Source organism: Variovorax beijingensis (assembly GCF_003951285.1).
Lineage (GTDB): Bacteria > Pseudomonadota > Gammaproteobacteria > Burkholderiales > Burkholderiaceae_C > Variovorax > Variovorax beijingensis.
Genome location: NZ_RXFQ01000001.1, coordinates 134,038 through 156,923, shown reverse-complemented (window position 1 = coordinate 156,923; position 22,886 = coordinate 134,038). Strand labels below are relative to the sequence as shown.

General features: G+C 67.6%; 21 protein-coding genes. 11 read left to right on the top strand and 10 right to left on the bottom strand.

Features of this window, described 5'->3' with window-relative positions; translation table 11 throughout:
* Position 1: 1 nt before the first annotated feature.
* From EJO66_RS00795 to EJO66_RS00780, 4 genes are read right to left on the bottom strand one after another with little or no spacing between them, the layout of a single operon-like run.
* Entirely contained in the window at positions 2–577 is a 576-nt protein-coding gene (locus EJO66_RS00795; RefSeq protein ID WP_125964474.1) for a DUF2796 domain-containing protein, read from the bottom strand.
* On the bottom strand, positions 574–1,482 hold the full coding sequence (locus EJO66_RS00790) for a sulfurtransferase (RefSeq protein WP_125964473.1): 909 nt from the start codon (positions 1,480–1,482) through the stop codon (positions 574–576). Before EJO66_RS00790 ends, EJO66_RS00795 begins: the two co-directional genes overlap by 4 nt.
* Before the next feature lie 38 nt (positions 1,483–1,520).
* Positions 1,521–2,438 (bottom strand): DMT family transporter, encoded by a 918-nt coding sequence (locus EJO66_RS00785; RefSeq protein WP_124957487.1) that lies wholly within the window; start codon positions 2,436–2,438, stop codon positions 1,521–1,523.
* A 28-nt stretch (positions 2,439–2,466) separates the two neighbouring features.
* Positions 2,467–3,609 carry an aromatic ring-hydroxylating oxygenase subunit alpha gene (locus EJO66_RS00780; protein ID WP_124956962.1) on the bottom strand — a complete coding sequence of 381 codons (1,143 nt, stop codon included), beginning with the start codon at positions 3,607–3,609 and terminating at the stop codon, positions 2,467–2,469.
* 212 nt (positions 3,610–3,821) lie between these two features.
* On the opposite strand from EJO66_RS00780, the gene EJO66_RS00775 reads away from it, so the two are divergent.
* The 4 genes from EJO66_RS00775 (at position 3,822) to EJO66_RS00760 (ending at position 8,095) form a co-directional block, all read left to right on the top strand.
* Positions 3,822–4,088 (top strand): exodeoxyribonuclease VII small subunit, encoded by a 267-nt coding sequence (locus EJO66_RS00775; protein ID WP_012746712.1) that lies wholly within the window; start codon positions 3,822–3,824, stop codon positions 4,086–4,088.
* A complete protein-coding gene (locus tag EJO66_RS00770; RefSeq protein ID WP_124956960.1) occupies positions 4,085–5,002 on the top strand; it encodes a polyprenyl synthetase family protein in 918 nt (305 codons plus the stop codon). Before EJO66_RS00775 ends, EJO66_RS00770 begins: the two co-directional genes overlap by 4 nt.
* 41 nt (positions 5,003–5,043) lie before the next feature.
* Positions 5,044–6,900: a 1-deoxy-D-xylulose-5-phosphate synthase gene (dxs, locus tag EJO66_RS00765; protein WP_125964472.1), complete on the top strand. Its 1,857-nt coding sequence runs from the start codon at positions 5,044–5,046 to the stop codon at positions 6,898–6,900.
* Between the two features lie 112 nt (positions 6,901–7,012).
* Positions 7,013–8,095, top strand: a complete 1,083-nt coding sequence (locus tag EJO66_RS00760) for a TRAP transporter substrate-binding protein (protein WP_124956956.1) — start codon at positions 7,013–7,015, stop codon at positions 8,093–8,095.
* A gap of 98 nt (positions 8,096–8,193) precedes the next feature.
* Here the strand turns inward: EJO66_RS00760 and EJO66_RS00755 are convergent, their stop codons facing one another.
* Together EJO66_RS00755 and EJO66_RS00750 are read right to left on the bottom strand one after the other, a co-directional pair.
* On the bottom strand, positions 8,194–9,993 hold the full coding sequence (locus EJO66_RS00755; RefSeq protein ID WP_125964471.1) for a TRAP transporter large permease: 1,800 nt from the start codon (positions 9,991–9,993) through the stop codon (positions 8,194–8,196).
* Between the two features lie 11 nt (positions 9,994–10,004).
* Complete coding sequence (locus EJO66_RS00750; RefSeq protein ID WP_124956952.1) at positions 10,005–10,604, bottom strand: TRAP transporter small permease subunit; 600 nt, start codon at positions 10,602–10,604, stop codon at positions 10,005–10,007.
* A gap of 198 nt (positions 10,605–10,802) precedes the next feature.
* Between EJO66_RS00750 and EJO66_RS00745 the strand changes: the two genes are divergently transcribed.
* Positions 10,803–12,095, top strand: coding sequence for an SUMF1/EgtB/PvdO family nonheme iron enzyme (locus tag EJO66_RS00745; protein WP_124956950.1), 1,293 nt, complete (start codon positions 10,803–10,805; stop codon positions 12,093–12,095).
* A 57-nt stretch (positions 12,096–12,152) separates the two neighbouring features.
* Here the strand turns inward: EJO66_RS00745 and EJO66_RS00740 are convergent, their stop codons facing one another.
* The 3 genes from EJO66_RS00740 to aptA form a co-directional block, all read right to left on the bottom strand.
* Complete coding sequence (locus tag EJO66_RS00740) at positions 12,153–13,592, bottom strand: MFS transporter (protein WP_124956948.1); 1,440 nt, start codon at positions 13,590–13,592, stop codon at positions 12,153–12,155.
* A gap of 36 nt (positions 13,593–13,628) precedes the next feature.
* Positions 13,629–14,741 (bottom strand): substrate-binding domain-containing protein, encoded by a 1,113-nt coding sequence (locus EJO66_RS00735; RefSeq protein WP_124956946.1) that lies wholly within the window; start codon positions 14,739–14,741, stop codon positions 13,629–13,631.
* Between the two features lie 66 nt (positions 14,742–14,807).
* Positions 14,808–16,163 carry an omega-aminotransferase AptA gene (aptA, locus tag EJO66_RS00730; protein ID WP_124956944.1) on the bottom strand — a complete coding sequence of 452 codons (1,356 nt, stop codon included), beginning with the start codon at positions 16,161–16,163 and terminating at the stop codon, positions 14,808–14,810.
* 108 nt (positions 16,164–16,271) lie between these two features.
* Here aptA and EJO66_RS00725 point away from each other — a divergent pair, with 108 nt between their 5' ends.
* On the top strand, positions 16,272–17,219 hold the full coding sequence (locus tag EJO66_RS00725) for a LysR family transcriptional regulator (protein WP_125964470.1): 948 nt from the start codon (positions 16,272–16,274) through the stop codon (positions 17,217–17,219).
* 150 nt (positions 17,220–17,369) lie between these two features.
* Here EJO66_RS00725 and EJO66_RS00720 read toward each other — a convergent pair whose 3' ends face one another.
* Entirely contained in the window at positions 17,370–18,158 is a 789-nt protein-coding gene (locus EJO66_RS00720; RefSeq protein ID WP_124956940.1) for a FadR/GntR family transcriptional regulator, read from the bottom strand.
* 188 nt (positions 18,159–18,346) lie between these two features.
* On the opposite strand from EJO66_RS00720, the gene EJO66_RS00715 reads away from it, so the two are divergent.
* The 5 genes from EJO66_RS00715 to EJO66_RS00695 are packed head-to-tail and all read left to right on the top strand — an operon-like array spanning position 18,347 to position 22,886.
* Complete coding sequence (locus EJO66_RS00715) at positions 18,347–19,552, top strand: ABC transporter substrate-binding protein (RefSeq protein WP_125964469.1); 1,206 nt, start codon at positions 18,347–18,349, stop codon at positions 19,550–19,552.
* A gap of 25 nt (positions 19,553–19,577) precedes the next feature.
* Positions 19,578–20,438, top strand: coding sequence for a branched-chain amino acid ABC transporter permease (locus EJO66_RS00710; protein ID WP_012746725.1), 861 nt, complete (start codon positions 19,578–19,580; stop codon positions 20,436–20,438).
* Between the two features lie 8 nt (positions 20,439–20,446).
* Positions 20,447–21,409: a branched-chain amino acid ABC transporter permease gene (locus tag EJO66_RS00705; RefSeq protein ID WP_124956936.1), complete on the top strand. Its 963-nt coding sequence runs from the start codon at positions 20,447–20,449 to the stop codon at positions 21,407–21,409.
* The gene (locus tag EJO66_RS00700) at positions 21,406–22,176 is read left to right on the top strand and encodes an ABC transporter ATP-binding protein (RefSeq protein WP_124956934.1); all 771 of its coding nucleotides are present in this window, start codon (positions 21,406–21,408) and stop codon (positions 22,174–22,176) included. Before EJO66_RS00705 ends, EJO66_RS00700 begins: the two co-directional genes overlap by 4 nt.
* The gene (locus EJO66_RS00695) at positions 22,173–22,886 is read left to right on the top strand and encodes an ABC transporter ATP-binding protein (RefSeq protein ID WP_124956932.1); all 714 of its coding nucleotides are present in this window, start codon (positions 22,173–22,175) and stop codon (positions 22,884–22,886) included. Before EJO66_RS00700 ends, EJO66_RS00695 begins: the two co-directional genes overlap by 4 nt.

Sequence of the window (22,886 nt, the reverse complement as noted above, 5' to 3'; positions counted from 1 at the left end):
GTCACTTGCCCAGGTTCAGGCGAACGGGCTGGGCGGCTTGCGCGCCGGCCGGGCGCTTGAGCTGGCGCTTGAACTGGCCTTGGGCGGATGCAATCTGCGAATCGATCTGGCGCGTGCCCTTGAAGGCGGAGAAGAGATTCACGTCGATGAACTTTGCCGCGGCCGCATTGGTGCAGTTGAACGAAAAGGTCGCGTCGAGGTCTGCATGGCCCGCGGGCTCGCTGGGGTCGGGGTTGCCAAGGCCCAGTGCGCTGGAGCGCAGTTCGACCGGGCCGAGCTTGCAGTTGGCGGCCGGGTCGATGGCAAAGAGCTTGTCGGCTGCGCGCAGCTGGGCGATGGCGTCTTCGGCGGTCTTCTTCTCGGCTGCGGTCTTGGGCGCGCGCTCGAAGCCGACGATGTTGTCGAGCGGGGACTCCATGTCGATCACCACCGTGGGGCCGTCGATCGCCACGTCGAGCTTGAGCTGGCCGTGCACATGCGCATGCTGCTGCGCCTGGGCGGAAAGAAAGGGGGCTGCGAACAGTGCCGCGGCCAATGCGAGGCCGGATGAAATGCGTCGAAGTCGGATCTGTTTCATGGTTCTGCGCCTTGCCGGGTCGGCAGCCCCGGCGTGTTGCTCCATTCGCTCCAGCTGCCGGCATAGAGCGCTGTCGTCCCAAGGCCCGCGATCTGCATCGCGAGCAGGTTGGGCACAGCGCTCACGCCGCTGCCGCAATGGTGGACGACCGTCGCCGGATCGCGTCCCACGAGCAGCGCTTCGAACTCGGCACGCAATTGCGATGCCGGCTTGAACTTGCCGTCGGGGCCGAGGTTCTCGGCGAAGGGCCGGTTCACAGCCCCGGGGATGTGACCCGCGATCGGGTCCAGAGGTTCCACCTCTCCGCGATAACGTGCGGCGGCGCGTGCGTCGATCAGGTTCTGGTCAGGCTGGCCGAGCCGGCGCGCCACCACGTCGGTGGCCACCAGTTCCACCAGCGGCTCGCCCGCCACGAAGTTCGACTGGAAGCGCGCGGGCTCCTCGCGGCTCGTGACTTCGCCGCCCGCGGCCTGCCAGGCCTGCAAGCCGCCGTCGAGCACGGCCACCGCGCCGTGGCCCATCCACTTGAGCATCCACCAGAGCCGGCCGCAGTAGTTGGCGCCGTTGCGGTCGTAGACCACGGCCTGCATGTCGTTGGAAAGGCCGATGCTCGACAGCCATGCCGCGAACTTCTCGCGGCTGGGCAGCGGATGGCGCCCGCCCGAGGCCGGCACGCCGTCTTCCTGCGCGACCACCACGTCGCCCTGGGCGCCCGGAACGCCGTGCTTGGCGCTCAGGTCGGTGTCCAGGTTCGCGTACAGGGCACCCGGGATGTGGGCAGCGGCATATTGCTCCGCGCCGGCTTCGGGCTTCATGAGATCGAAGCTGCAGTCGAAGACCATCAGGGGCGCGTCGCCGGCCTGCAGTTGCTGGAGTTGTTCGACGCTGACGAGGGTGGTGTACATGGCGGGGTTCCTTCGTTGTCGATGAGGTTCGATGCGGATCAGTGTTCTTCGGCCGGCGCCTTGGGCACTGCGCGCTGGCGCAGCACGGTGGCCGCGATGCCGCTCACGATGATGAGCGCCATGCCGGCCCAGCCGGCGGCGTCGATGCGGTCGTCGAACAGCACCACGCCATAGAACGCCGCAAAGATGATGCCGGAGTACTGCAGGTTGGCCACCACGAGCGTGCCGGCCTGCGTCTTGGCCGTGGCATAGGCGCGCGTCATGCAAAGCTGCCCGAGGGCCGCCAGGAGGCCGATCGGCAGCAGCCACAGCGCATGCTGCCACGTCCAGGAATTTCCGCCCGAAAACCCCGTGGCGGCCGTGGCAAAGGCTCCGGCCGCGGCCGAGCCCACCGCGAAGTAGAACACCGTGCGCAGCTCCGGCTCGCCGATGCGCGACAGCGCCACCACCTGCATGTAGGCGAAGGCGGCTGTGAGGCCCGACAGCAGGCCCAGCATTCCCGCGAAGCCGTCGCTGCCGCTGACCGTGGGCTTGAGCATCAGCACCACGCCGACAAAGCCCGCGAGCACGGTCAGCGCGAGCGTGCCCTGCAGCGGCGGGCGCTCGATGCGGCCGTCGCGCCCGGGCACCGGCACCCAGGCCAGCAGCGCGCCGCCGACCAGGAAGGCCGCGATCCACACGCTGCTCATGTAGTTGAGCGTGACGGCCGTGGCCAGCGGCATGTGGGCAATGGCATAGAACCACGCGCCCAGCGACACCACGCCGATGGTGCTGCGCCAGGCGTGCATGCCGGGGTAGCGGGTGGCCATGGAGACGCCGCGGTTGCGCGCCAGCAGCCACAGGAACACGATGCCGATCAGGCCGCGCCCGAGCACCATCTCGCCGCTGTTGAACCAGGCCGAGGCGATCTTCACGACCACGCTCATGGTGGCGAACAAAAAGGCGCCGAGCACCATCCAGAGCGCTTGCACTGTGTTCTTCAGCTCAGGCGTTGTTCTGCATTGCGCTGCGGTACCACTCGTGGAACTGCTGCATGCCGTCTTCCATCGGGCTCTGGTAGGGGCCGCTCTCGTCGTCGCCGCGCAGCATGAGCGCGCGGCGGCCGGCGTCCATGCGCTCGGCGATCTCGTCGTCCTCCACGCAGGTTTCCATGTAGGCGGCCTGCTGGGCCTCGACGAATTCGCGCTCGAAGGCCACGATTTCCTCGGGGTAGAAGAACTCCACCATGTTGAGCGTCTTCGTGGGGCTCACCGGATGCAGCGTCGACACCGTGAGCACGTGCGGATACCACTCGATCATCACGTGCGGATAGTAGGTGAGCCAGATGGCGCCGTACTTGGGCGGCTTGCCCTCGCGGTACTTGAGCAGCTGCTCCTGCCACTTCTGGTAGATGGGGCTGCCCGCGCGGCCGAGCCGGTTGGCCACGCCCACGGTCTGCACCGAGAAGTTGCGGTTGAACTCCCAGCGCAGGTCGTCGCAGGTGACGAAGCTGCCCAGGCCCGGGTGGAACGGGCCGACGTGGTAGTCCTCCAGGTAGACCTCGATGAAGGTCTTCCAGTTGTAGTTGCACTCGTGCAGCTCGACCCGGTCGAGCGCGTAGCCCGTGAAGTCGAGGTCGGCACGCGGGCCGAGTTCGGCCATGTCGGCCGCCACGTCGCGCCCGCTGCCGTCCGGGCCGCGTTCGAACAGCAGGCCGTTCCACTCGGTGAGCGGATAGTTGTGCAGGTTGAGGCAGGGGTCCTGCTGGAAGTGCGGCGCGCCGATCAGCGTGCCCGTGGTGCGCGCGTCGCTCGCTGCATAGGTCCAGCGGTGCAGCGGGCACACGATGTTGCCGCCGGCCTGGCTGTCGAGCTGGCCGCGGCCCTGCAGGATCAGCGCCTGGCGGTGGCGGCACACGTTGGAGATGAGTTCCACGCCCTTGGGCGTGTGCACCAGCGCGCGGCCCTGGTGCTCCTGCGGCAGGGTGTGGAAGTTGCCGGGCTCGGGCACGGCCAGCCGGTGGCCCACATAGCGCGGGCCCTGCGCGAACAGCGTTTGCATCTCGCGCGCGTAGAGCGACTCGTCGAAGTACGCGGAAACTGGAAGTTGGCTCGTGGCCTGCTGCAGTTGAAGACTTAAATCAGACATGGAGGACCTGACCAAGCTCCCCACAGGGAGAAAAAAAGAAAGACGGAAGGCGCCGTCTGGAAGGCGACGGCCCGAAGAGTTGTGCCGGGTTGGCCGGCATGGGAAGCCAGGATTGTACCCAAGGGGGCCGCGCAGTGCCCGTGGCGCGCTGCATGCCGGCGGCCGTTTGCTTCCCCGTCCTAAAATGCGCGGTTTCACACTCGTTCGCTCGCATGCCCAAGGTTCCTTCTTCCGCCACGTCCAGCCCGGCCGCCACGCCCGACACGGGGCCGCTGCCGGCCAGCTACGAAGCCGGGCTCCAGGAGTTGGAACAATTGGTTGCAGAACTCGAGTCGGGCCAATTGCCGCTCGACCAGCTGCTTGGCAGCTACCAGCGCGGCGCGGCGCTGCTCGCCTTCTGCCGCGAAAAGCTCCAGGCGGTCGAAGACCAGATCAAGGTGCTCGACGCGGGCAGCCTCAAGCCCTGGACCGCCGAATGAGCGCGGTTGACTTGGTGGGGTGGGACGCCGCGCGCCTGGCCAGCTGGAGCGACCCGCACCTGGCGCGCGTCGAGGCGGCGCTGTCGCGCTGGGTCGGCGTCGATGCGCCGGTGCTGCTCGGCGATGCCATGCGCTATGCCGTGCTCGACGGCGGCAAGCGGCTGCGGCCGCTCCTGGTGCTGGCGGCGAGCGAAGCGGTCGGCGGCAATGCGGCCGCGGCGTTGCGCGCGGCCTGCGCAACCGAGCTGATCCATGCCTACTCGCTGGTGCACGACGACCTGCCGAGCATGGACAACGACGTGCTGCGGCGAGGCAAGCCCACCGTCCACGTGAAGTACGGCGAAGCCGACGCGCTGCTGGCCGGCGACGCCCTGCAGGCACTGGCCTTCGAGCTGCTGACACCCGACGACGGCGAGATTCCCGCATCGATCCAGGCCACGCTGTGCCGGCTGCTCGCGCGCGCCGCGGGCAGCCAGGGCATGGCAGGCGGGCAGGCCATCGACCTGGCCAGCGTGGGCCTGGCGCTGGACGAAGCGCAGCTGCGTGAAATGCATCGCCTGAAGACCGGCGCGCTGCTGCAGGGCAGCGTCGAGATGGGCGCGGCCTGTGCCGGGGCCGTGGCGCCCGCCGCGTTGGTCGCGCTGCGCGACTACGGGGCCGCCATCGGCCTGGCGTTCCAGGTGGTCGACGACATCCTCGACGTCACGGCCGATTCGCAGACCCTCGGCAAGACGGCCGGCAAGGATGCGGCCGCCGACAAGCCCACCTATGTTTCGCTGTGGGGCCTCGACGGCGCGCGTGCGCAGGCGAGGCAGCTGCTGGCCGAATCGCTTGCGGCGCTGGACCGCAGCGGCCTTGCCGACACCGCGGCCTTGCGCGCGCTGGCCCACATGGTCGTCGACCGCGACCGATGAACAACTCACAGATGGACAAGAAGACCCACGACGTTCCCCCCATGGCTGCGCTGCTTCCCACGCTTCACGATCCATCGCCGATCCGCCAGTTCGACCGCGCCCAGCTCAGGCAGCTGGCGGCCGAGGTGCGCGCCTGCGTGCTCGACAACGTCTCGCGCACCGGCGGCCACCTGAGCTCCAACCTCGGCACGGTCGAACTCACGGTCGCGCTGCACCATGTGTTCAACACGCCGCACGATCGCCTGGTGTGGGACGTGGGCCACCAGACCTATCCGCACAAGATCCTCACGGGCCGGCGCGAGCGCATGCCCACGCTGCGGCAGATCGGCGGCATCTCGGGCTTTCCGCAGCGCAGCGAGAGCGAATACGACACCTTCGGTACCGCGCACTCGTCGACCAGTATCTCGGCCGCGCTCGGCATGGCGATGGCGGCCAAGCAGAAGGGCGAAGACCGCCATTCCGTGGCCATCATCGGCGACGGCGCACTCACGGCCGGCATGGCCTTCGAGGCGCTCAACAACGCCGGCGTCTGCGACTGCAAGCTGCTGGTGATCCTGAACGACAACGACATGTCGATCAGCCCGCCCGTGGGCGCGCTCAACCGCTACCTCGCGCAGCTCATGAGCGGCAACTTCTACGCCGCGGCCAAGAACGTCGGCAAGAGCGTGCTGCGTGCCGCGCCGCCGCTGTTCGAGCTGGCCAAGCGCTTCGAGCAGCATGCCAAGGGCATGGTGGTGCCGGCCACGCTGTTCGAGCAGTTCGGCTTCAACTATGTCGGCCCCATCGACGGCCACGACCTCGATTCGCTGGTGCCCACGCTCGAGAACCTCAAGCACCTGGACGGCCCGCAGTTCCTGCACGTGGTCACCAAGAAGGGGCAGGGCTACAAGCTGGCCGAGGCCGACCCGGTGGCCTACCACGGGCCCGGCAAGTTCGATCCGCAGGTCGGGCTGGTCAAGTCCACCGCGGTGGCCAAGCAGACCTTCACGCAGGTCTTCGGCCAGTGGCTCTGCGACATGGCCGCGCACGACGGCCGGCTGGTGGGCATCACGCCGGCCATGCGCGAAGGCTCGGGGCTGGTCGAGTTCGAGCAGCGCTTTCCCGACCGCTACTACGACGTCGGCATTGCCGAGCAGCATGCCGTCACCTTCGCGGCGGGCCTTGCCTGCGAGGGCTTGAAGCCGGTGGTGGCGATCTATTCGACCTTCCTGCAGCGCGCGTACGACCAGCTGATCCACGACGTCGCGATCCAGAACCTGCCGGTGGTGTTCGCACTCGACCGCGCCGGCCTCGTGGGCGCCGACGGCGCCACGCACGCGGGCGCCTACGACATTCCGTTCCTGCGCTGCATTCCCAACATGAGCATTGCCTGCCCGGCCGACGAGCGCGAGTGCCGCCAGCTGCTGTCGAGCGCCTACGAGCAGAACCACCCGGTGGCCGTGCGCTATCCGCGCGGGGCCGGTGCGGGCGTGGTGCCGCACCTCGCGCTCGACGCGCTGCCGTTCGGCAAGGGCGAAGTGCGCCGCGAGGGCAAGCGCATCGCCATCCTCGCCTTCGGCACCCTGCTGTACCCTGCGCTCACGGCGGCCGAATCGCTCGACGCCACGGTGGTCAACATGCGCTGGGCCAAGCCGCTCGATGTGGAGCTGCTGCTGAAGGTGGCGGGCACGCATGACGCCATCGTCACGCTCGAAGAGGGCGCCGTCATGGGCGGCGCGGGCAGCGCGGTGCTCGAGGCGCTGCAGGCGGCCAATATGCAAAAGCCGGTGCTGCAGCTGGGCCTGCCCGACCGCTTCATCGAGCACGGCGATCCGGGCAAATTGCTCGCGTCTATCGGGCTCGATGCGGCCGGCATTGCCGCCTCGATCACGCAGCGCTTCGGCGCTGCCGCAGGGTAAACCCCCGCCGGCCGCGTGTAAGCGCGTTTTTACAATAAGCAAGACTTATCAAAGTCCTCGACGCGGCCACAAGCCGCGTTTCGTTTTTTCCAATGCACTCGGAGTGAATTCAATGGATCGTCGTTCCCTCATCAAAAACGCCGGCATCGCCGGCGTTCTGGCCGCCGGCATTGCGCCCGCAGTTCATGCGCAGGCGGCCGTCCGCTGGCGCCTGGCATCGAGCTTTCCCAAGTCGCTCGACACCATCTACGGCGGCGCGGAAGTCTTCGCCAAGGCGGTCAGGGCCATGTCGGGCGGCAAGTTCGAAATCTCGGTTCATGCCGGCGGCGAGCTGATGCCTCCCTTCGGCGTGGTGGACGGCGTGCAGAACGGCTCGGTCGAGATGTGCCACACCGTGCCTTACTACTTCTACGGCAAGAACCCCGCGTTCGCGCTGGGCTCGGCCATTCCGTTCGGCCTGAACTCGCGCCAGATGAACGCGTGGATGATGCACGGCAATGGCCGCAAGCTCATGAACGAGTTCTACGCCAAGTACAACATGCTGAGCTTCGCCGGCGGCAACACGGGCTGCCAGATGGGCGGCTGGTACCGCAAGGAAATCAAGTCGCCGGCCGATTTCAAGGGCATGAAGATGCGCCTGGGCGGCGGTCTCATCGGCGACGTCATGACCAAGCTGGGCGCGGTGCCCCAGAGCATCCCCGGCGGCGAGATCTACCAGTCGCTCGAAAAGGGCACGCTGGATGCCGCCGAGTGGGTCGGACCCTATGACGACCAGAAGCTCGGCTTCAACAAGGTGGCGCCGTTCTACTACTACCCTGGCTGGTGGGAAGGCGGTCCGGAAGTGGACTTCTTCATCAACCAGAAGGCGTTCGACGGCCTCTCGGCCGAGAACAAGGCCATCGTGGAAGCGGCTGCGGCCGTGGCTTCGTCCGACATGCTCGCCAAGTACGACGCGCTGAACCCCACCGCGCTGAAGCAGCTGGTGGCGTCCAAGACCAAGGTGCTGCCGTTCTCGCAGGCCGTGCTCGACGCCTCCTTCAAGGCCTCGATGGAAGTGTTCGCCGAGAACGGTGCCAAGAGCCCCGAGTGGAAGAAGATCTACGCCGACCTGCGCACCTTCCAGCGCGACCAGGTGCTGTGGTTCCGCTTCGCCGAATCGGCCTTCGACAACTTCATGTCCAAGCAGAAGCTCTGATCCGCGGGCTTCGGCCCGGCAAAGAAAAAGCCCGCATCGCGCGGGCTTTTTTTTGTCTGCGGCCCGCGCGGTGCGCGGGCCTGGAACCAGGGGGCGGGCTATTTCTTGTCCCGCTCCATCGATTCCAGCATGGCCTTCATCGGATCGTCCTCGGCCGCAGGGGCCGAAGCTCCGGTTTCCGGCGCAGGCGCCGGCGCGCCACCCGCATCGGGAGCCGGTACTTCGGGCGCCGGCACCTCGGGCGTGGTGCCCGGCATGTTGGCTTCCATCTCGCGCATGACCTTGTCGAGGTCATAGACCTCCTTCTCGTCCAGCCCGCTCGACACGATGCCCGGGAACGCGATGATCAGGCCGACCATCGTGAGCTGGATCAGCAGGAACGGCACGGCGCCCCAGTAGATCTGCATGGTGCTGACCGGCTCGATCTGCTGGCCCGTGACGCGGTCCTTGTAGGCCTTGGTCGGCGCCACGCTGCGCAGGTAGAACAGCGCAAAGCCGAACGGCGGGTGCATGAACGAAGTCTGCATGTTCACCGCCAGCAGCACGCCGAACCAGATCAGGTCGATGCCCAGCTTGTCGGCCACCGGCGCCAGCAGCGGCACCACGATGAACGACAGCTCGAAGAAGTCGAGGAAGAACGCCAGGAAGAACACCATGACGTTCACCACGATCAGGAAGCCCAGCTGGCCGCCCGGTACCTTGGCCAGCAGGTGCTCCACCCAGCGCGGTCCGTCCACGCCCTGGAACACCAGGCCGAAGATCGTGGCGCCGATCAGGATGAACACCACGAAGCACGACAGCTTGGTGGTGGTGTTGAGCGCCTGCTTGAGCAGCGACATGCTCATTCGCCGGCGCACCGTGGCCATGATCAGCGCGCCTATCGCGCCCATCGCTCCGCCTTCGGTCGGGGTGGCAACACCCAGGAAGATGGTGCCGAGCACGAGGAAGATCAGCAGCAGCGGGGGAATGAGCACGAAGGTCACGCGCTCGGCCATGCGCGAGAGCAGGCCCAGGCGCGTGACGCGGTTGACGACGGCGATGACCAGCGCCAGCAGCACGCCGGCGCACATTGACACCACGATGGTCTCGTCGGTGGCCACGCTCGTGACTTCTTCGCCCTTCCACCAGGTGTGGATGTCGGCAATGTGCCGGGCGAACCATACCGAGGCCACGACGCAGACCGCCGTGAGCACCAGCAGCGAGGGGCCGCCGCTCTTGCCGTTGTCCTCGCGCAGCGTGCGTGCTTCCGGCGGCAGGGCCGGCACCCACGAAGGCTTGAACAGGGCGAGCAGGATCACGTAGCCGGCATACATGCCCATCAGCAGGAAGCCGGGCAGGAAGGCGCCCTTGTACATGTCGCCGACGCTGCGGCCGAGCTGGTCGGCCAGGATGATCAGCACCAGCGAGGGCGGAATGATCTGCGCCAGCGTGCCCGAGGCTGCGATCACCCCCGTTGCCAGGCGCCGGTCGTAGCCGTAGCGCATCATGATCGGCAGCGAGATCAGGCCCATCGAGATCACCGAGGCGGCCACCACGCCCGTGGTCGCCGCGAGCAGCGCACCCACGAACACCACGGCCAGCGCCAGGCCGCCGCGGATCGGGCCGAACAGCTGGCCGATGGTCTCGAGCAGGTCTTCGGCCATGCCGCTGCGCTCGAGGATCAGCCCCATGAGCGTGAAAAACGGAATCGCCAGCAGCGTGTCGTTCTGCATGATGCCGAACAGCCGCAGCGGCATGGCCTGCAGCAGGGCTTCGGGCAACAGCCCGAGCTCGACGCCGACGAAGCCGAAGAACAGCCCGCAGGCGCCAAGGCTGAAGGCAACGGGGAAACCGACCAGCAGAAAGCAGATCAGGCCCGCAAACATCAGCGGGGCGTAGTTCTGGACAATGAATTCCATGATGTTCCGGTTCAGCTGGATTTGGTTTGGGCTTCGGCCAGCCGGCGGATCGACTCGGCGAGCTCTTCTTCAGCCGTCTTTTCTCCCCGCTTCGACGTCGGATCTTCGATCCGGCCCTGGAGGAAGGCGATGCGCTTGATCAGTTCGGACCACCCCTGCAGCATCAGCAGCGAGAAGCCCAGCGGGATCATCGCGTAGACCGGCCAGCGCACGAGGCCCCCGGCGTTGTTCGACATTTCGCCCGAACGGTAGCCCTGCAGGAAGAACGGAATGCCATACCAGAGGACGGCAAAGCAGAACGGCGTGAGAAAAAAGACGAAGCCGATGATGTCGACCCAGATCTGTCCGCGCTTGGACAGGCGGCTGACAAGCACGTCGACCTTCACGTGTTCCTGGTTCAGCAGGGTGTAGCCCGCGGCAATCAGGAAGGACGCGGCGAACAGGTACCACTGGACCTCGAGAAAGGCGTTGGAGCTGATGTTGAAGGCCTTTCGAACCACGGCGTTGACGGCGCTGATCACCGTGGACGCAAGGATGAGCCAGATCACGTACTTGCCGATCTGGCCATTGAGCCAATCGACCGCGCGCGAAAATCTGAGCAGGAAATTCATGCTCTTCTCCAGAGAGGAAATGGATGCTTGGATGCAAAAGCGGGCCGGGCGCCGCCGGCAAGCGGCGGTCCGGGGGCTTTCGGCGGACGCGCGATTTTATCGGCGCGGGAAGCCGTTTTCGGACCGGGCCGGGCGGTGTATTCCCGTAGGCGCGGGCGCAATGCGCCGCGATGGTGCGATGGCTCGCGATAATGAAACATGCCGCCGTCGTCGCCGCCCCTGTTGCCCGCGGGATTGCCGTACTCCATCGATTCGCCCGACATGCAGCGCGCCGGCCGCGAACTGCTCTCGCTGGCCCTGATCGATGCGCGCAACCACACGCTCCACCTGTTGTCGCTCTACGAAGATGCGCTGGGATCGCCCGCGCTTGCGGTGGAGCGCACGGGCGATGCGGGCGTGGTGCCGCCGCTCTGGCTGGCCGGACACATCGGCTGGTTCGCCGAATGGTGGATCGGGCGCAACACCCAGCGTGCCTTCGGCGCAGACTGCCCGGTGCGGCCGACCCGGCTGGCCGCCATCGAGCCCGCTGCCGACGACTGGTGGAATCCGGCCCAGTCAGCCCCCGCGCAGCGCTGGTCGCCCGGCCTGCCGGACTTGGCCCAGACCAAGGCCTACCTGCTCGAAACGCTGGAGAGCACGCTCGAACTGCTCGAGCATGCGGCCGAGACCGATCCGGGGCTGTACTTCTACCGCCTTGCGCTCTTCCATGAAGACCTGCGCGGCGAGCAGTTCATCGTGATGGCGCAGACGCTGGGGCTGCCGCTGGGCATCGAGCCGATGCCCGCGGCCGTCACGCGCGAGCCGCTGCTGCTGCCGGCCACGCAATGGGAGCTCGGCCTGCCCGAGGGCTGCGGGTTCGCCTTCGCGCAGGAGCAGGGCGCGCACCGCGTCGAGGTGCCCGAGTTCGAGATCGACGCCCAGCCCGTGACCTGGAGCCAGTTCATCGAATTCGTCGACGAGGGCGGCTACGACCGCGAGGAGTTCTGGCATCCGCAGGGCTGGCGCTGGCTGGCCTCGCAGATCGAAGGGCGCCGCGGGCCGCGCCATGTCGAGCAGATCGGTGTCGCGCGCAACGGCACCGGTGGCTCGGTGCTGCAGCACCGTTTTGGTGCCACGGTGCGTGCGGCCGGCCACCACAGCGCGGTGCACCTGAGCTGGTGGGAGGCCGACGCCTGGGCGCGCTGGGCCGGCCGGCGCATCGCGACCGAGGTCGAGTGGGAAATTGCGGCGCACACGGCGGCACGGCGCGGATTCCGTTGGGCCGACGTGCACGAGTGGACCGCGGGTACGCTGCGGCCCTGGCCCGGCTTTCGCGCCGATCCCTGGAGCGCGGGCAGCGAGTTCGATCCCGTGCCCGCATTCGGCGAGGCGCGCGTGCTGCGCGGCGCTTCGTTCGCGACCCGCTCGCGCTTGCGTTCGCCGCGCCGCCGCAGCTTTGCGCTGCCCGGCCGCGACGAAGGCTTCTTCGGCTTCAGAACCTGCAGTCTGTGATCCACCCCCGAAGCGGCGCACTTCGTGCAGCCGCCTCCGCGGTGTTTCCCGAAGGGGTCAGCGAGGGTGCGGGTCCGACGACAGCGGCGGCGCCACTTCCTCCAGCGGCTTGCACTCCGCATCGGCCGCATAGCGCAGCGCCAGCAGCCCCGCGACGATGACCAGCGTGGCGCCGATCGCGTAGCCCACCATCACCGCGCCGCGGCTGCCGGTTTCGATCAGCACGCCGAACAGCACCGGCGCCACGAAGCCGCCCGCGCCCATGCCGATGGCGTAGAAGATCGCGATGGCCATGGCCCGCATCTCGAGCGGAAACACTTCGCTGACCGTGAGGTAGGCGGAACTCGCTGCGGCCGAGGCCAGGAAGAACACCGCCGACCAGCACAGCGCCTGGCTGCGCGCGTCGAGCCAGCCCATCATGAAGGCCCAGCCGGTGAGCGCGAGCCCGACGCCCGCGAGCACGTAGGTCAGCGCAATCATCCTGCGCCGCCCCACGCTGTCGAACAGCGGGCCCAGCAGCAGCGGCCCGAGCACGTTGCCGAGCGCGAACGGAAAGATGTAGAGCGCCACGTTGTCCTCGGCCACGCCGTAGAAGCGCGTGAGCACCAGCGCATAGGTGAAGAAGATCGCGTTGTAGAAGAAGGCCTGCGAAACCATCAGCGCCACCGCGACCACGCTGCGCTCGCGGTAGCGTCGCAGCAGCACGTGCGCTACCTCGCGCATCGACGGGCTGCGGTGGTGCCCGCCGCCGTAGGCCACGCGGCCTTCCGCCAGCGCCAGCGGGCCGTGCTGCGCGCGGGCCTCGGCCTCGATGGTCTCGACGATGCGCAGCGCCTCGTCGGCGCGGCCATGCGCCATCAGCCAGCGCGGGCTTTCGGGCACATGGCGCCGCACCAGCAGGATGGCCACTGCCAGCACCGCACCCAGTGCGAAACCCGCGCGCCAGCCCCACACCGGACCGATCACGCGCGGATCGAGCAGCACCAGGCTGAGCCCGGCCCCCAGCGCTGCGCCGATCCAGAAGCTGCCGTTGATCGCGAGGTTGACGCGGCCGCGCACGCGCGCCGGAATGAGTTCGTCGATGGCCGAGTTGATGGCCGCATATTCGCCGCCGATACCCAGGCCCGTGATGAAGCGACAGAGTGCAAAGAAAGCGAAGTTCGGCGAGAACGCGGTGGCCAGCGTGCCCAGGGTGTAGACCACCAGCGTGACCAGGAACAGCTTCTTGCGCCCGAGCCGATCGGTCAGGCGGCCGAAGAGCAGGGCGCCGATCACCGCGCCCGCGATGTAGATCGAGCCCGACCAGCCGATCTCGCCGGCGCTGAGCCCCAGCGTGTCGGGCCGCTCGAGCACCGCGCCGATCGAGCCGACCAGCGTCACCTCGAGGCCGTCGAGCACCCAGGCCACGCCGAGCGCGACCACCACGCGCCAGTGCCAGCGCGACCAGGGCAGGCGGTCAAGACGGGCGGGAATGTCGCTGTGCACCGCAGCTGTCATGGGCACAACCTTAACCCATGTGCCCGGACCGCCTCTTCAAGGCCCGTGGTGTGCCTTCTTCTCGCGCGCGAAGGTCCACCAGGGCAGCAGCGCGCGCAGCGACTGCACCTCGCCGCTGTCGGCGGCTTCGTAGCCGGGCAGCGTTCCCAGCAGGTGCTGCCAGCTTGCGCTGCGCAGCACCGCCACCAGCGCCTGCATGGCGGGCTGGTCGAGCGCCGACTTGAGGCAGGCCAGGTGATAGCGCTCCCGCACCAGCGGCACGAAGTCGAGCCCTTCGGCGTGCGCGGCCGATTCCAGCCCGAGCCCCGCATCGGCCTGCCCGGACGCGACGGCATGCGCGACCGCGGCATGCGAGGTTTCGCAGCGCCCGTAGCCCGCGAGCGCGGTGGCGTCGAGCCTGGCCTCTGCCAGCAGTTCGTCCAGCAGCAGGCGCGTGCCGGTGCCGATCGCCCGGTTGACGTAGCGCGCGCGCCGCCGCGCCGCGTCGGCCAGCGAGCGCAGGTTGAGCGGGTTGCCCGGCGCCACGAGCAGGCCCTGCGTGCGCCGCGCGAATCCGATCAGCTTGTGCTGGCCCGGCTTGAGCAGCGGCTGGTAGGTGCGCTGCGCCAGCGAGCCGTGCGGCGGATGCTCCAGCGTGTGGAAGCCCGCCATCACGCAGCGGCCCTGGTTGAGCGCGCGGATCGCATCGACGCTGCCGGTGAATTGGATGTCCAGGTGCAGCTGCGCGGTGCCCGCCGCATGCGTGCGCAGCAGCGCGAGCGCGTCGTCGTGGCTCGCCTGCAGGCTCAGCACATGGGTGCGGTCGTCGAAGGCGAGGGCGAAGGCGCGCTCCAGTTCGGCATGCAGCGCCTCGATCTGCGGCGCCAGCCGGGCCTGGGCCTGGCGCTCGGCCCACAGCAGCTTGTCCCCGAATTCGGAAAGCTGCGCGCGCTGCCCCCGCTCGCCCTGCACCAGGGGATGGCCGAGCGCCTGCTCCCAGTGCTTGAGCTCGCCCCACACATGGCGGTAGGACAGGTCGAGCGCGCGCGACGCGGCCGAGATGGAGCCGTGCTCGCGCACCGCCTGCAGGATCTGCATCAGCGGATTGCGGATCTGCCGCGATCCGCTGCGGCGGGGCCGGATCGCGTAGGAAAGGTCGATCTGTTGCACGGGGGCTGGCGGGGAAATGGAGGCCGGCTCATTATGCAGAGCCGTCCATCGCCCGCCCGCCGTGCGTCAGGCCGTCTCTGCGAGCGCGTCGCCCAGCGCGTTGACGAGGCGGTCGATCTCCGCCTTCTCGGCGATGAACGGCGGCGCGAGCTGGATCGTGTCGCCGCCGTAGCGCACGTAGAAGCCCTTCTTCCAGCAGTTCATCGCAATCTCATAGGGGCGGCGCGCCGGCTCGCCCGGCAGCGCGGCAATCGTCAGGCCCGCGGCCAGGCCGTAGTTGCGGATGTCCGTCACGTGCTTGCTGCCCTTGAGGCTGTGCACTGCGGTCTCGAAGTGCGGCGCGAGCGCCTGCACGCGGCCGATCATGTCTTCCTTCTGCAGCACGTCGAGCGCCGCGATGCCGGCGGCGCAGGCCACCGGGTGCGCGCCGTAGGTGTAGCCGTGCGGGAATTCGAGCATGTAGTCGGGGCCGCCCGCCGCCATGAAGGTGTCGTAGATCTCCTTGCTGGCGATCACCGCGCCCAGCGGCTGCGCGCCGTTGGTCACCTGCTTGGCGATGTTCATGATGTCGGGCGTCACGCCGAAGGCATCGGCGCCCGTGAGCGCGCCGCAGCGGCCGAAGCCGGTGATGACCTCGTCGAAGATCAGGAGGATGTTGTTGGCCGTGCAGATGTCGCGCAGGCGCTTCAGGTAGCCCTTGGGCGGAATCACCACGCCGGCCGAACCCGCGAAGGGCTCCACGATCACGGCCGCGATGTTCGAGGCGTCGTGCAGCGCGATCAGGTCGAGCAGGCGGTCGGCCAGCTCGGCGCCGTTCTCGGACATGCCGCGCGTGAAGGCGTTGGCCGCGATCTGCGTGTGCGGCAGGTGGTCCGCTTCCACGGCCTGGCCGAACAGCTTGCGGTTGGCCGCGATGCCGCCCACCGAGATGCCGCCGAAGTTCACGCCGTGGTAGCCCTTCTCGCGGCCGATCAGGCGCGTCTTGCTGGCAAGGCCCTTGGTGCGCCAGTAGGCGCGCGCCATCTTGAGCGAGGTGTCGGCCGCTTCGGAGCCCGAGCCGGTGAAGAACACGTAGTCCAGCCCCGCGGGCGTGAGCTCCTTGATCCTGTTGGCCAGCTCGAACGAGAGCGGATGGCCGAACTGGAAGGCGGGCGAGTAGTCGAGCTTCGCGATCTGGCGGCTCACCGCTTCAGTGATTTCAGGGCGGCCGTGGCCGAGGCCCGAGCACCACAGGCCCGAGAGACCGTCGAAGATCTTGCGGCCGTCGCCATCGGTGAAGTAGGCGCCCTTGGCCTCCACGATCATGCGCGGATCGGCCTTGAAGTTGCGGTTGCCGGTGTAGGGCATCCAGTGCGCGTCGAGCCAGGCGGCGTCGGTGCGCAGGGCGGGCGTCGGTTCGATGGCGGGCGTTGCAAGGGTCATGGCGCTTCCCGCGCAAGCGGGCTCCAGAAAGGGTGATGAGGTGTGCCGATTGTTGGCAGGGCCTTCAGTGTGGAGAATGGTGCGATATCAATGTTCACTTGACACTTTATGCAAGTAAAGGCGAAAGCCCAAAACAGTGCCCGGAACCGCGCCGTGCTGGGGCAGCTCAGCGACATGGACCTGCGCCTGCTCAAGGTGTTCAAGAGCGTGGTCGACTGCGGCGGCATGGCGGCGGCCGAGCTGGAGCTCAACATCGGCACTTCCACCGTGAGCCGGCATGTGAAGGACCTGGAAACCCGGCTCGGCCTGGTGCTGTGCCGGCGCGGCCGCGCGGGTTTTGCGCTCACGGCCGAGGGCCAGCGCGTGTACGACGAGACGCTGCGCCTGCTGGCCTCGGTCGATGCCTTTCGCGGCAGCATTGACGACATCCACAACCGCATGGGCGGCCAGCTCGACGTGGCGCTGTTCGACAAGACGGCCACCAACCCGAAGGCGCGCATCGGCGACGCCATTGCGCGCTTCACCGAACTTGCGCCAGAGGTGAGCCTGGCGGTGCATGTGGGCTCGATCAACGCCATCGAGCAGGGCGTGCTGGAAGGCAATTTCCAGATCGGCATCATCCCGGCGCACCGCGCCTCGAAGAGCCTGGTGTACGCCTACATGTTCGACGAGACGATGCTGCTGTATTGCGGCAAGGGGCACCCGCTCTTCGAGAGCAACAACGCAAAGCTCACATGGGCCAGGCTGCGCGAGCATCACTTCGCGGGCCTGGGCTATCACTCGCCCAACATGGAACTGAGCCATCGCGCCAAGCTCTCGCGCAAGGCGACGGGCTTCGACCAGGAGGCGATTGCCACGCTGATTCTTTCGGGGCGGTTCCTGGGCTTCCTGCCCGACCACTACGCGCAGGTGTTCGAGGAGCGCGGGCTCATGAAGCCTGTGCTGCCGGCGCGGTTCAACTACGCGTGCCGGTTCGTGAGTCTGCTGCGGCGGTCGCCCAAGCCGTCACGGGCTGTGCTGGCGTTTCAGGAGTGCCTGGAGAAGGCGCACTGCTGAACTCGGGGCGCCGATTGGGTTGGAGCCGGCTTGATTCAGGGCGCGCTCCCGCCGACGGGGTACGCGGCGAGGCGAATGTCCTCCGGCCTTCGGCCTCCTCCTTGATTTCGCTGCGCAAGGCACCCGCCCCGAACAACAGCACCACAAAAATCAACGCTGCCCGCCCCCAGGCAGCAACAGATGCTTGGCCCCGATATGCGCTTCCATCTCATGCATGTGCGCCTCGGCATCGACCATGTGCTCGGCCATCAGGCGGCGCACCTCGTCCGCATCTTCCCGGCGATAGGCCGCCAGCAGCTGCGTGTGATAGTCGACGTTGGCCTCGCCGAAGTGGTGGTGGTCCAGCGCCTTCTTGTAGACCACGAGGTCGCGCAGCAGGTCGTTCAGGAAGCGGCACATGAAGGACAGCACCGGATTGGGGCAGGCCTCGGCCAGCATCGTGTGAAACGCGAGCTCGGCCTCGCGCTGGGTGCGCAGTTCGTCCTCGTTGGTGGGCTCCAGCGTGCAAAGGCGCACGTTGGCTTCGAGCCGCTCGAACTGTTCGGGCGTCAGCTTGCCGACCACGCTCACGGCCAGCTCGGGCTCCAGCACCTTGCGCAGCTGGTAGATGTGGTGCCCGTCCAGGTGATGGAAGTGCAGGAAGTTGCGCAGCGGCTCCGACGCATGGTCGACCGACACCTGCTGCAGATAGGCGCCGCCGCCGGGGCCGGTGCGGATGGAGACCAGCCCGCGCACCTCCAGCGCCTTCAACGCCTCGCGCACCGTGCTCTTCGAGTAGCCGAAGAGCTCGATCAGTTCCTTCTCGTTCGGCAGCCGGTCGCCCGGCTGCTTGCGCTCGGCCACGATCCAGCGCTTGACGTCCTCGACGATGACGTCGGAGAGCTTCTGCCGCTTGGCGCGGGTGTGCCCGAAGGTCATGGCGTCCTGCGTCGATTTCATGCGTAAAGGGTCGTTTCGGGTGAGGTGAGGGCTCTGGAGCAGGTATCGGGCCCGGGCCTTCCCGGATTTTGGCACGGGCATTGCTAGCGGGTTTTTACCAGCATATTAATCATATTTATCCGCTTAAATTCGGTGCCGACTTCAGGCAGCACCTTTCTCTTACCTCCCACCCACGTCCGGAGAATTCCATGCAACGCAGACACCTTCTTCAGCTCGCCGCCCTGTCGGCCGCTCCCGCTTCCCTGCTGGCCGGCCGCACGGCCTTCGCCCAATCGGCCGATGCGATCCGCTTCGGCTGCCCGGTTCCGATGTCGGGCGCCTTCGCGGCCAACGGCAAGTTCGCGGACCTGGGCATGAAGCTGGCCATCGAGCAGTACGGCAGCGTGCTCAAGCGCCCGCTCGCCTACACGGTGCTCGACACCGAAGGCAAGCCGGCCACCGCGGTGCGCAAGGTGCAGGAAGCCTCGCAGCAGCAGGGCGCCAAGTTCTTCGCGGGCGGCATCCTGTCGTCGGAAGCGCTGGCCATGGGCAAGGAGGCCGAGAAGGCGGGCGGCGTCTTCATCACCACCGCGGGTGCCGACGAGATCACGGGCAAGGACTGCAACCCCGCCACCTTCCGCTGGTCGGTGCCCACCTTCGGCGCGATCGAGCAGACGGTGCGTCCGCTGATCGCCGCCATGCCGAAGGCCAAGCGCTGGTACACCATCACGCCGCAGTACGTGTTCGGCGAAGGCCTGCTGGGCGCGGCCAAGAACATCTTCCAGGAGAAGGGCATCGAGCACGTGGGCAACAGCTACCACTCGCTCAACGAGAAGGAATTCAGCGGCTATCTCACCAATGCCATGGCCGCCAAGCCCGACGTGCTGCTGCTCCTGAACTTCGGCGCGCAGTCGTCGGCCGCGCTGCGCCAGGCGGTGAGCTTCGGCATGCACAAGAACATGACGATCCTCATGGCCTGGGCTTCGGGCCTGGAGCAGTTCGACGAGCTGGGCGCCGACCTGTGCGACGGCGTCTACTTCGGCGCGCAGTACTGGCACACGGCCGACACCACCCTGAACAAGGACCTGGTGAAGCTCACGGCCGACAAGCTCAAGATCGTGCCCAACTACAGCCTCGCAGGCTCGTATGTCTGCACCAAGATCCTGATCGACGGCATCGTCAAGGCGGGCACGGTGGACCAGAAGGCCGTCATCGCGGCGCTCGAAGGCATGAAGTACGAGGGGCTCACGGGCACGGAAGAAATCCGCAAGGCCGACCACCAGGTCGTCAAGGACTACTACCTGCTCAAGGGCAAGGCCAAGTCGAAGATGAAGAACGCGGCCGACTATGTGGACGTGGTGAGTTCGGGCAAGTCGTTCCTTGCCATCGACAAGACCGGCTGCAAGCTGGCCTGAGGCCGCCAAGGACACCGACGCGCCCATGACCGTCTACCTGCTCCAGACCATCAACGGAATCGGCATCGGCATGCTGTATTTCCTGCTGGCCGTTGGCTTGTCCATCGTGTTCGGCCTGCTGCGCTTCGTGAACTTCGCGCACGGGGCCTTCTATCTGCTGGGCGCGTACCTGTGCTTCCAGGCCATGCAGTGGGGGCTCGACTTCTGGGCCGCGCTGGTGCTGGTGCCCTTGTTCGTGGGCGCGCTCGGCTGGCTGGCCGAGAAGCTGCTGCTGCGCCGCGTCTATGCCAAGGCGCACGAGTTCCACATTCTCGTGACCGTGGGGCTTGCGCTGGCGGTGCAGGAGATCGTCATCGTGTTCTGGGGGCCGCTCGGCAACAGCGTGGCGACGCCCGACCTGCTGCAGGGCGTGGTGATGTGGGGCAGCTTCATCTATCCCAAGTACCGGCTGTTCGTGATCGGCTTCACCGCCGTGCTCGCGGTGCTGCTGTGGTGGGTGCTCGAAGGCACGCGCCTGGGCAGCGCGGTGCGCGCGGGCAGCGAATCGACCGAGATGGTGTCGCTGCTTGGCATCAACGTGTTCCGCGTGTTCAGCCTGGTGTTCGCGTTGGGCGCGGCCACCGCGGCACTGGCCGGCGTGCTGGCCGCGCCGATCCGGGGCGCGGAGCCCTTCATGGGCGTGGAGGCACTCAGCGTTGCTTTCGTGGTGGTGGTGATCGGCGGGCTCGGCAGCTTCGGCGGCGCGCTGGTCGGCGGCCTGCTGATCGGCATCGTGCAGAGCCTCATGAGCACCATCTGGCCGCCAGGCGCGAGCCTGATGATCTACGTGGCGATGGGGGCGGTGCTGCTGCTGCGCCCGCATGGCCTGCTCGGCCGCAGAGGATGAACATCGCCATGCCCAAAAAAATCACTTTCCTGCTGGCGCTCGTCGTTGCGCTGGTCCTGCCGCTGGTGCTGCGCTCGGGTTCGCTCGCGAGCGAAGTGCTGATCTACGCGCTCGCGGCCCTGGGCTGCAACCTGCTGCTGGGCTACACGGGGCTGCTCTCGTTCGGGCAGGGCATCTTCTTCGGGCTGGGCAGCTACACCATCGCGATCCTGCTCACGCGGCTTTCGCTGCCGATGCCGCTTGCCTTGCTCGCGGCCATTGCCATGGGCGCATTGGGCGCGGCGGTGGTCGGCTGGGTCGCGATCCGCCAGCGCGGCACCTACTTCGTGATGCTCACGCTGGCCTTCGCGCAGATGTTCTACTTTGTGGCGTACACGGCTTCGGGACTCACGGGCGGCGACAACGGGCTGCTCGACGTGCCGCGCCCCGCCTTCATGGACACGCCCTGGAAGTACTACGCCTTCGTGGCCGTGATGTTCCTCATCGCCTTCGGCCTGCTGCTGCGCGTGACCGATTCGGTCTTCGGCCGCACGCTGCTTGCCATCCGCGACAACGAGGACCGCGCCGCCGCGGTGGGCTACGACCTCAAGCGCTTCAAGCTGCTGGCCTTCGTGATCTCGGGCGCCGTCACGGGCCTGGCGGGCGGGCTGCACGCCATGATGACCGGCATCGCGCCGCTGTCGAATGCCGAATACCACACGAGCGAGATGATCCTGGTCATCACGGTGATCGGCGGCACCGGCAACCTGTTTGCCTCGGTGCTGGGCTCGGCCTTCTATGTGCTGCTGGCCGACTGGCTCTCCACGCTGTGGCCGCGGTGGCTGCTGTTGCTGGGGCTGATGCTGATTGCCGTGAGCATCGGCATGCAGCGCGGCCTCTGGGGCCTGGGCGAAAGCGCATGGCGCCGCGTGTTCCGCAAGGTACCGCCTTCGGCGCCGGCCGTGCCTGGCGTGCAGGGAGAAAAAGCATGACGCAACCCATCCTGATCGAAGCCGTCGGCGTCACCAAGCACTACGGCAAGTTCGCCGCGCTCGGCGGGGTCGACCTGAAGATCAAGCGCAACACCGTGCATTCGGTGATCGGGCCGAACGGCGCCGGCAAGACCACGCTGTTCCACATGCTCACGGGCACCGGCACCACCACGGGCGGCCGCATCCTGTTCGACGGCCACGACGTGACGCACGAGCCCGACCACAAGCGCGTGCAGCGTGGCATGGCGCGTTCGTTCCAGGTGACCAGCCTGTTCGCGAGCTTGCCGGTGCGCGAGAACCTGCGCGTGGCGGCGCAGGGCATCGCGCCGCGCCAAGCCATGAACTGCTGGCGCGCGCCGGTCGGCGAACGCGCTTGCGCGGAAACCGTGGCCGAGGTGCTGGAACGCGTGGGCCTGCAGCGGCTGGCCGACGTGCCCGCGAGCGAGCTGTCGCATGGCCAGCAGCGCCGCCTCGAAGTGGGCATGGCGCTGGCCGCCAAGCCCAAGGCCATCTTCCTGGACGAGCCCACCTCGGGCATGGGCATCGACGACCTGGACGACATGAAGCGGCTGATCCGCGGCCTGCGCGATGCGCACACCGTGGTGCTGATCGAGCACAACATGAGCATCGTGATGGATATTTCCGACACCGTGACCGTGATGCAGCTGGGCCGTGTGCTGGCCGAGGGGCTGCCGGGCGACATCCGTTCCGATGCGCGCGTGCGCACGGCCTACCTGGGCAACATGATCACCGGGGGCAAGGCATGAGCGCAAAGAACATTCTCGAAGTCGAGGCGTTGCACGCGCACTATGGCAAGAGCCACGTGCTGCAGGGCGTGTCAATGACGGTGGGCGAGGCCGAACTGGTCACGCTGCTGGGCCGCAACGGTGCGGGCAAGTCGACCACGCTCAAGGGCATTGCCGGCGCCGTCACGCCCACCGGCGGCCGCGTGCGCTTCCAGGGCGCGGACATCGCGGGCCTGGCGCCGCATCGCATTGCCACGCGCGGCGTGTGCCTGGTGCCCGAGCACCGCGGGGTCTTCAAGCTGCTCACGGTGGAAGAAAACCTGCTGCTCGGCCAGCGCCGCGATTCGCCCTGGCAGCTCGGCGACATCTACCGCATCTTCCCGCGCCTGAAGGAGCGGCGCCGCAACGGCGGCGGCCAGCTCTCGGGCGGCGAGCAGCAGATGCTGGCCATCGGCCGCGCGCTCATGAACCATCCGCGGCTCTTGATCCTCGACGAGCCGGTCGAAGGCCTCGCGCCGGTGATCGTGGAGGAAATCGTCGCGCAGCTCAAGCTCATCAAGGCGGCCGGCGTGGCCATCCTGCTGGTCGAGCAGAACCTGGAAGTCTGCGTGCAGCTGGCCGACCGCCACTACATCCTGGAGCAAGGCGTGATCGTGCACGAGGCGGGCAACGCCGCCTTCATGGCCGATCACGATGTGAAAGACCGCTATTTAGGCGTGGGCCTTGCTTGA

Bases quoted from the DNA above. Each gene is read 5' to 3' on its own strand.
- EJO66_RS00790 (WP_125964473.1), bottom strand. From the start codon at position 1,482: ATGTACACCACCCTCGTCAGCGTCGAACAACTCCAGCAACTGCAGGCC.
- EJO66_RS00715 (WP_125964469.1), top strand. From the start codon at position 18,347: ATGCAACGCAGACACCTTCTTCAGCTCGCCGCCCTGTCGGCCGCTCCC.
- EJO66_RS00780 (WP_124956962.1), bottom strand. From the start codon at position 3,609: ATGTCTGATTTAAGTCTTCAACTGCAGCAGGCCACGAGCCAACTTCCA.
- EJO66_RS00700 (WP_124956934.1), top strand. From the start codon at position 21,406: ATGACGCAACCCATCCTGATCGAAGCCGTCGGCGTCACCAAGCACTAC.
- EJO66_RS00710 (WP_012746725.1), top strand. From the start codon at position 19,578: ATGACCGTCTACCTGCTCCAGACCATCAACGGAATCGGCATCGGCATG.
- EJO66_RS00745 (WP_124956950.1), top strand. From the start codon at position 10,803: ATGCCGCCGTCGTCGCCGCCCCTGTTGCCCGCGGGATTGCCGTACTCC.
- aptA (WP_124956944.1), bottom strand. From the start codon at position 16,163: ATGACCCTTGCAACGCCCGCCATCGAACCGACGCCCGCCCTGCGCACC.
- EJO66_RS00770 (WP_124956960.1), top strand. From the start codon at position 4,085: ATGAGCGCGGTTGACTTGGTGGGGTGGGACGCCGCGCGCCTGGCCAGC.
- EJO66_RS00720 (WP_124956940.1), bottom strand. From the start codon at position 18,158: ATGAAATCGACGCAGGACGCCATGACCTTCGGGCACACCCGCGCCAAG.
- EJO66_RS00785 (WP_124957487.1), bottom strand. From the start codon at position 2,438: ATGGTGCTCGGCGCCTTTTTGTTCGCCACCATGAGCGTGGTCGTGAAG.
- EJO66_RS00750 (WP_124956952.1), bottom strand. From the start codon at position 10,604: ATGAATTTCCTGCTCAGATTTTCGCGCGCGGTCGATTGGCTCAATGGC.
- EJO66_RS00705 (WP_124956936.1), top strand. From the start codon at position 20,447: ATGCCCAAAAAAATCACTTTCCTGCTGGCGCTCGTCGTTGCGCTGGTC.
- EJO66_RS00795 (WP_125964474.1), bottom strand. From the start codon at position 577: ATGAAACAGATCCGACTTCGACGCATTTCATCCGGCCTCGCATTGGCC.
- EJO66_RS00755 (WP_125964471.1), bottom strand. From the start codon at position 9,993: ATGGAATTCATTGTCCAGAACTACGCCCCGCTGATGTTTGCGGGCCTG.
- EJO66_RS00725 (WP_125964470.1), top strand. From the start codon at position 16,272: ATGCAAGTAAAGGCGAAAGCCCAAAACAGTGCCCGGAACCGCGCCGTG.
- EJO66_RS00775 (WP_012746712.1), top strand. From the start codon at position 3,822: ATGCCCAAGGTTCCTTCTTCCGCCACGTCCAGCCCGGCCGCCACGCCC.
- EJO66_RS00740 (WP_124956948.1), bottom strand. From the start codon at position 13,592: ATGACAGCTGCGGTGCACAGCGACATTCCCGCCCGTCTTGACCGCCTG.
- EJO66_RS00760 (WP_124956956.1), top strand. From the start codon at position 7,013: ATGGATCGTCGTTCCCTCATCAAAAACGCCGGCATCGCCGGCGTTCTG.
- dxs (WP_125964472.1), top strand. From the start codon at position 5,044: ATGGCTGCGCTGCTTCCCACGCTTCACGATCCATCGCCGATCCGCCAG.
- EJO66_RS00695 (WP_124956932.1), top strand. From the start codon at position 22,173: ATGAGCGCAAAGAACATTCTCGAAGTCGAGGCGTTGCACGCGCACTAT.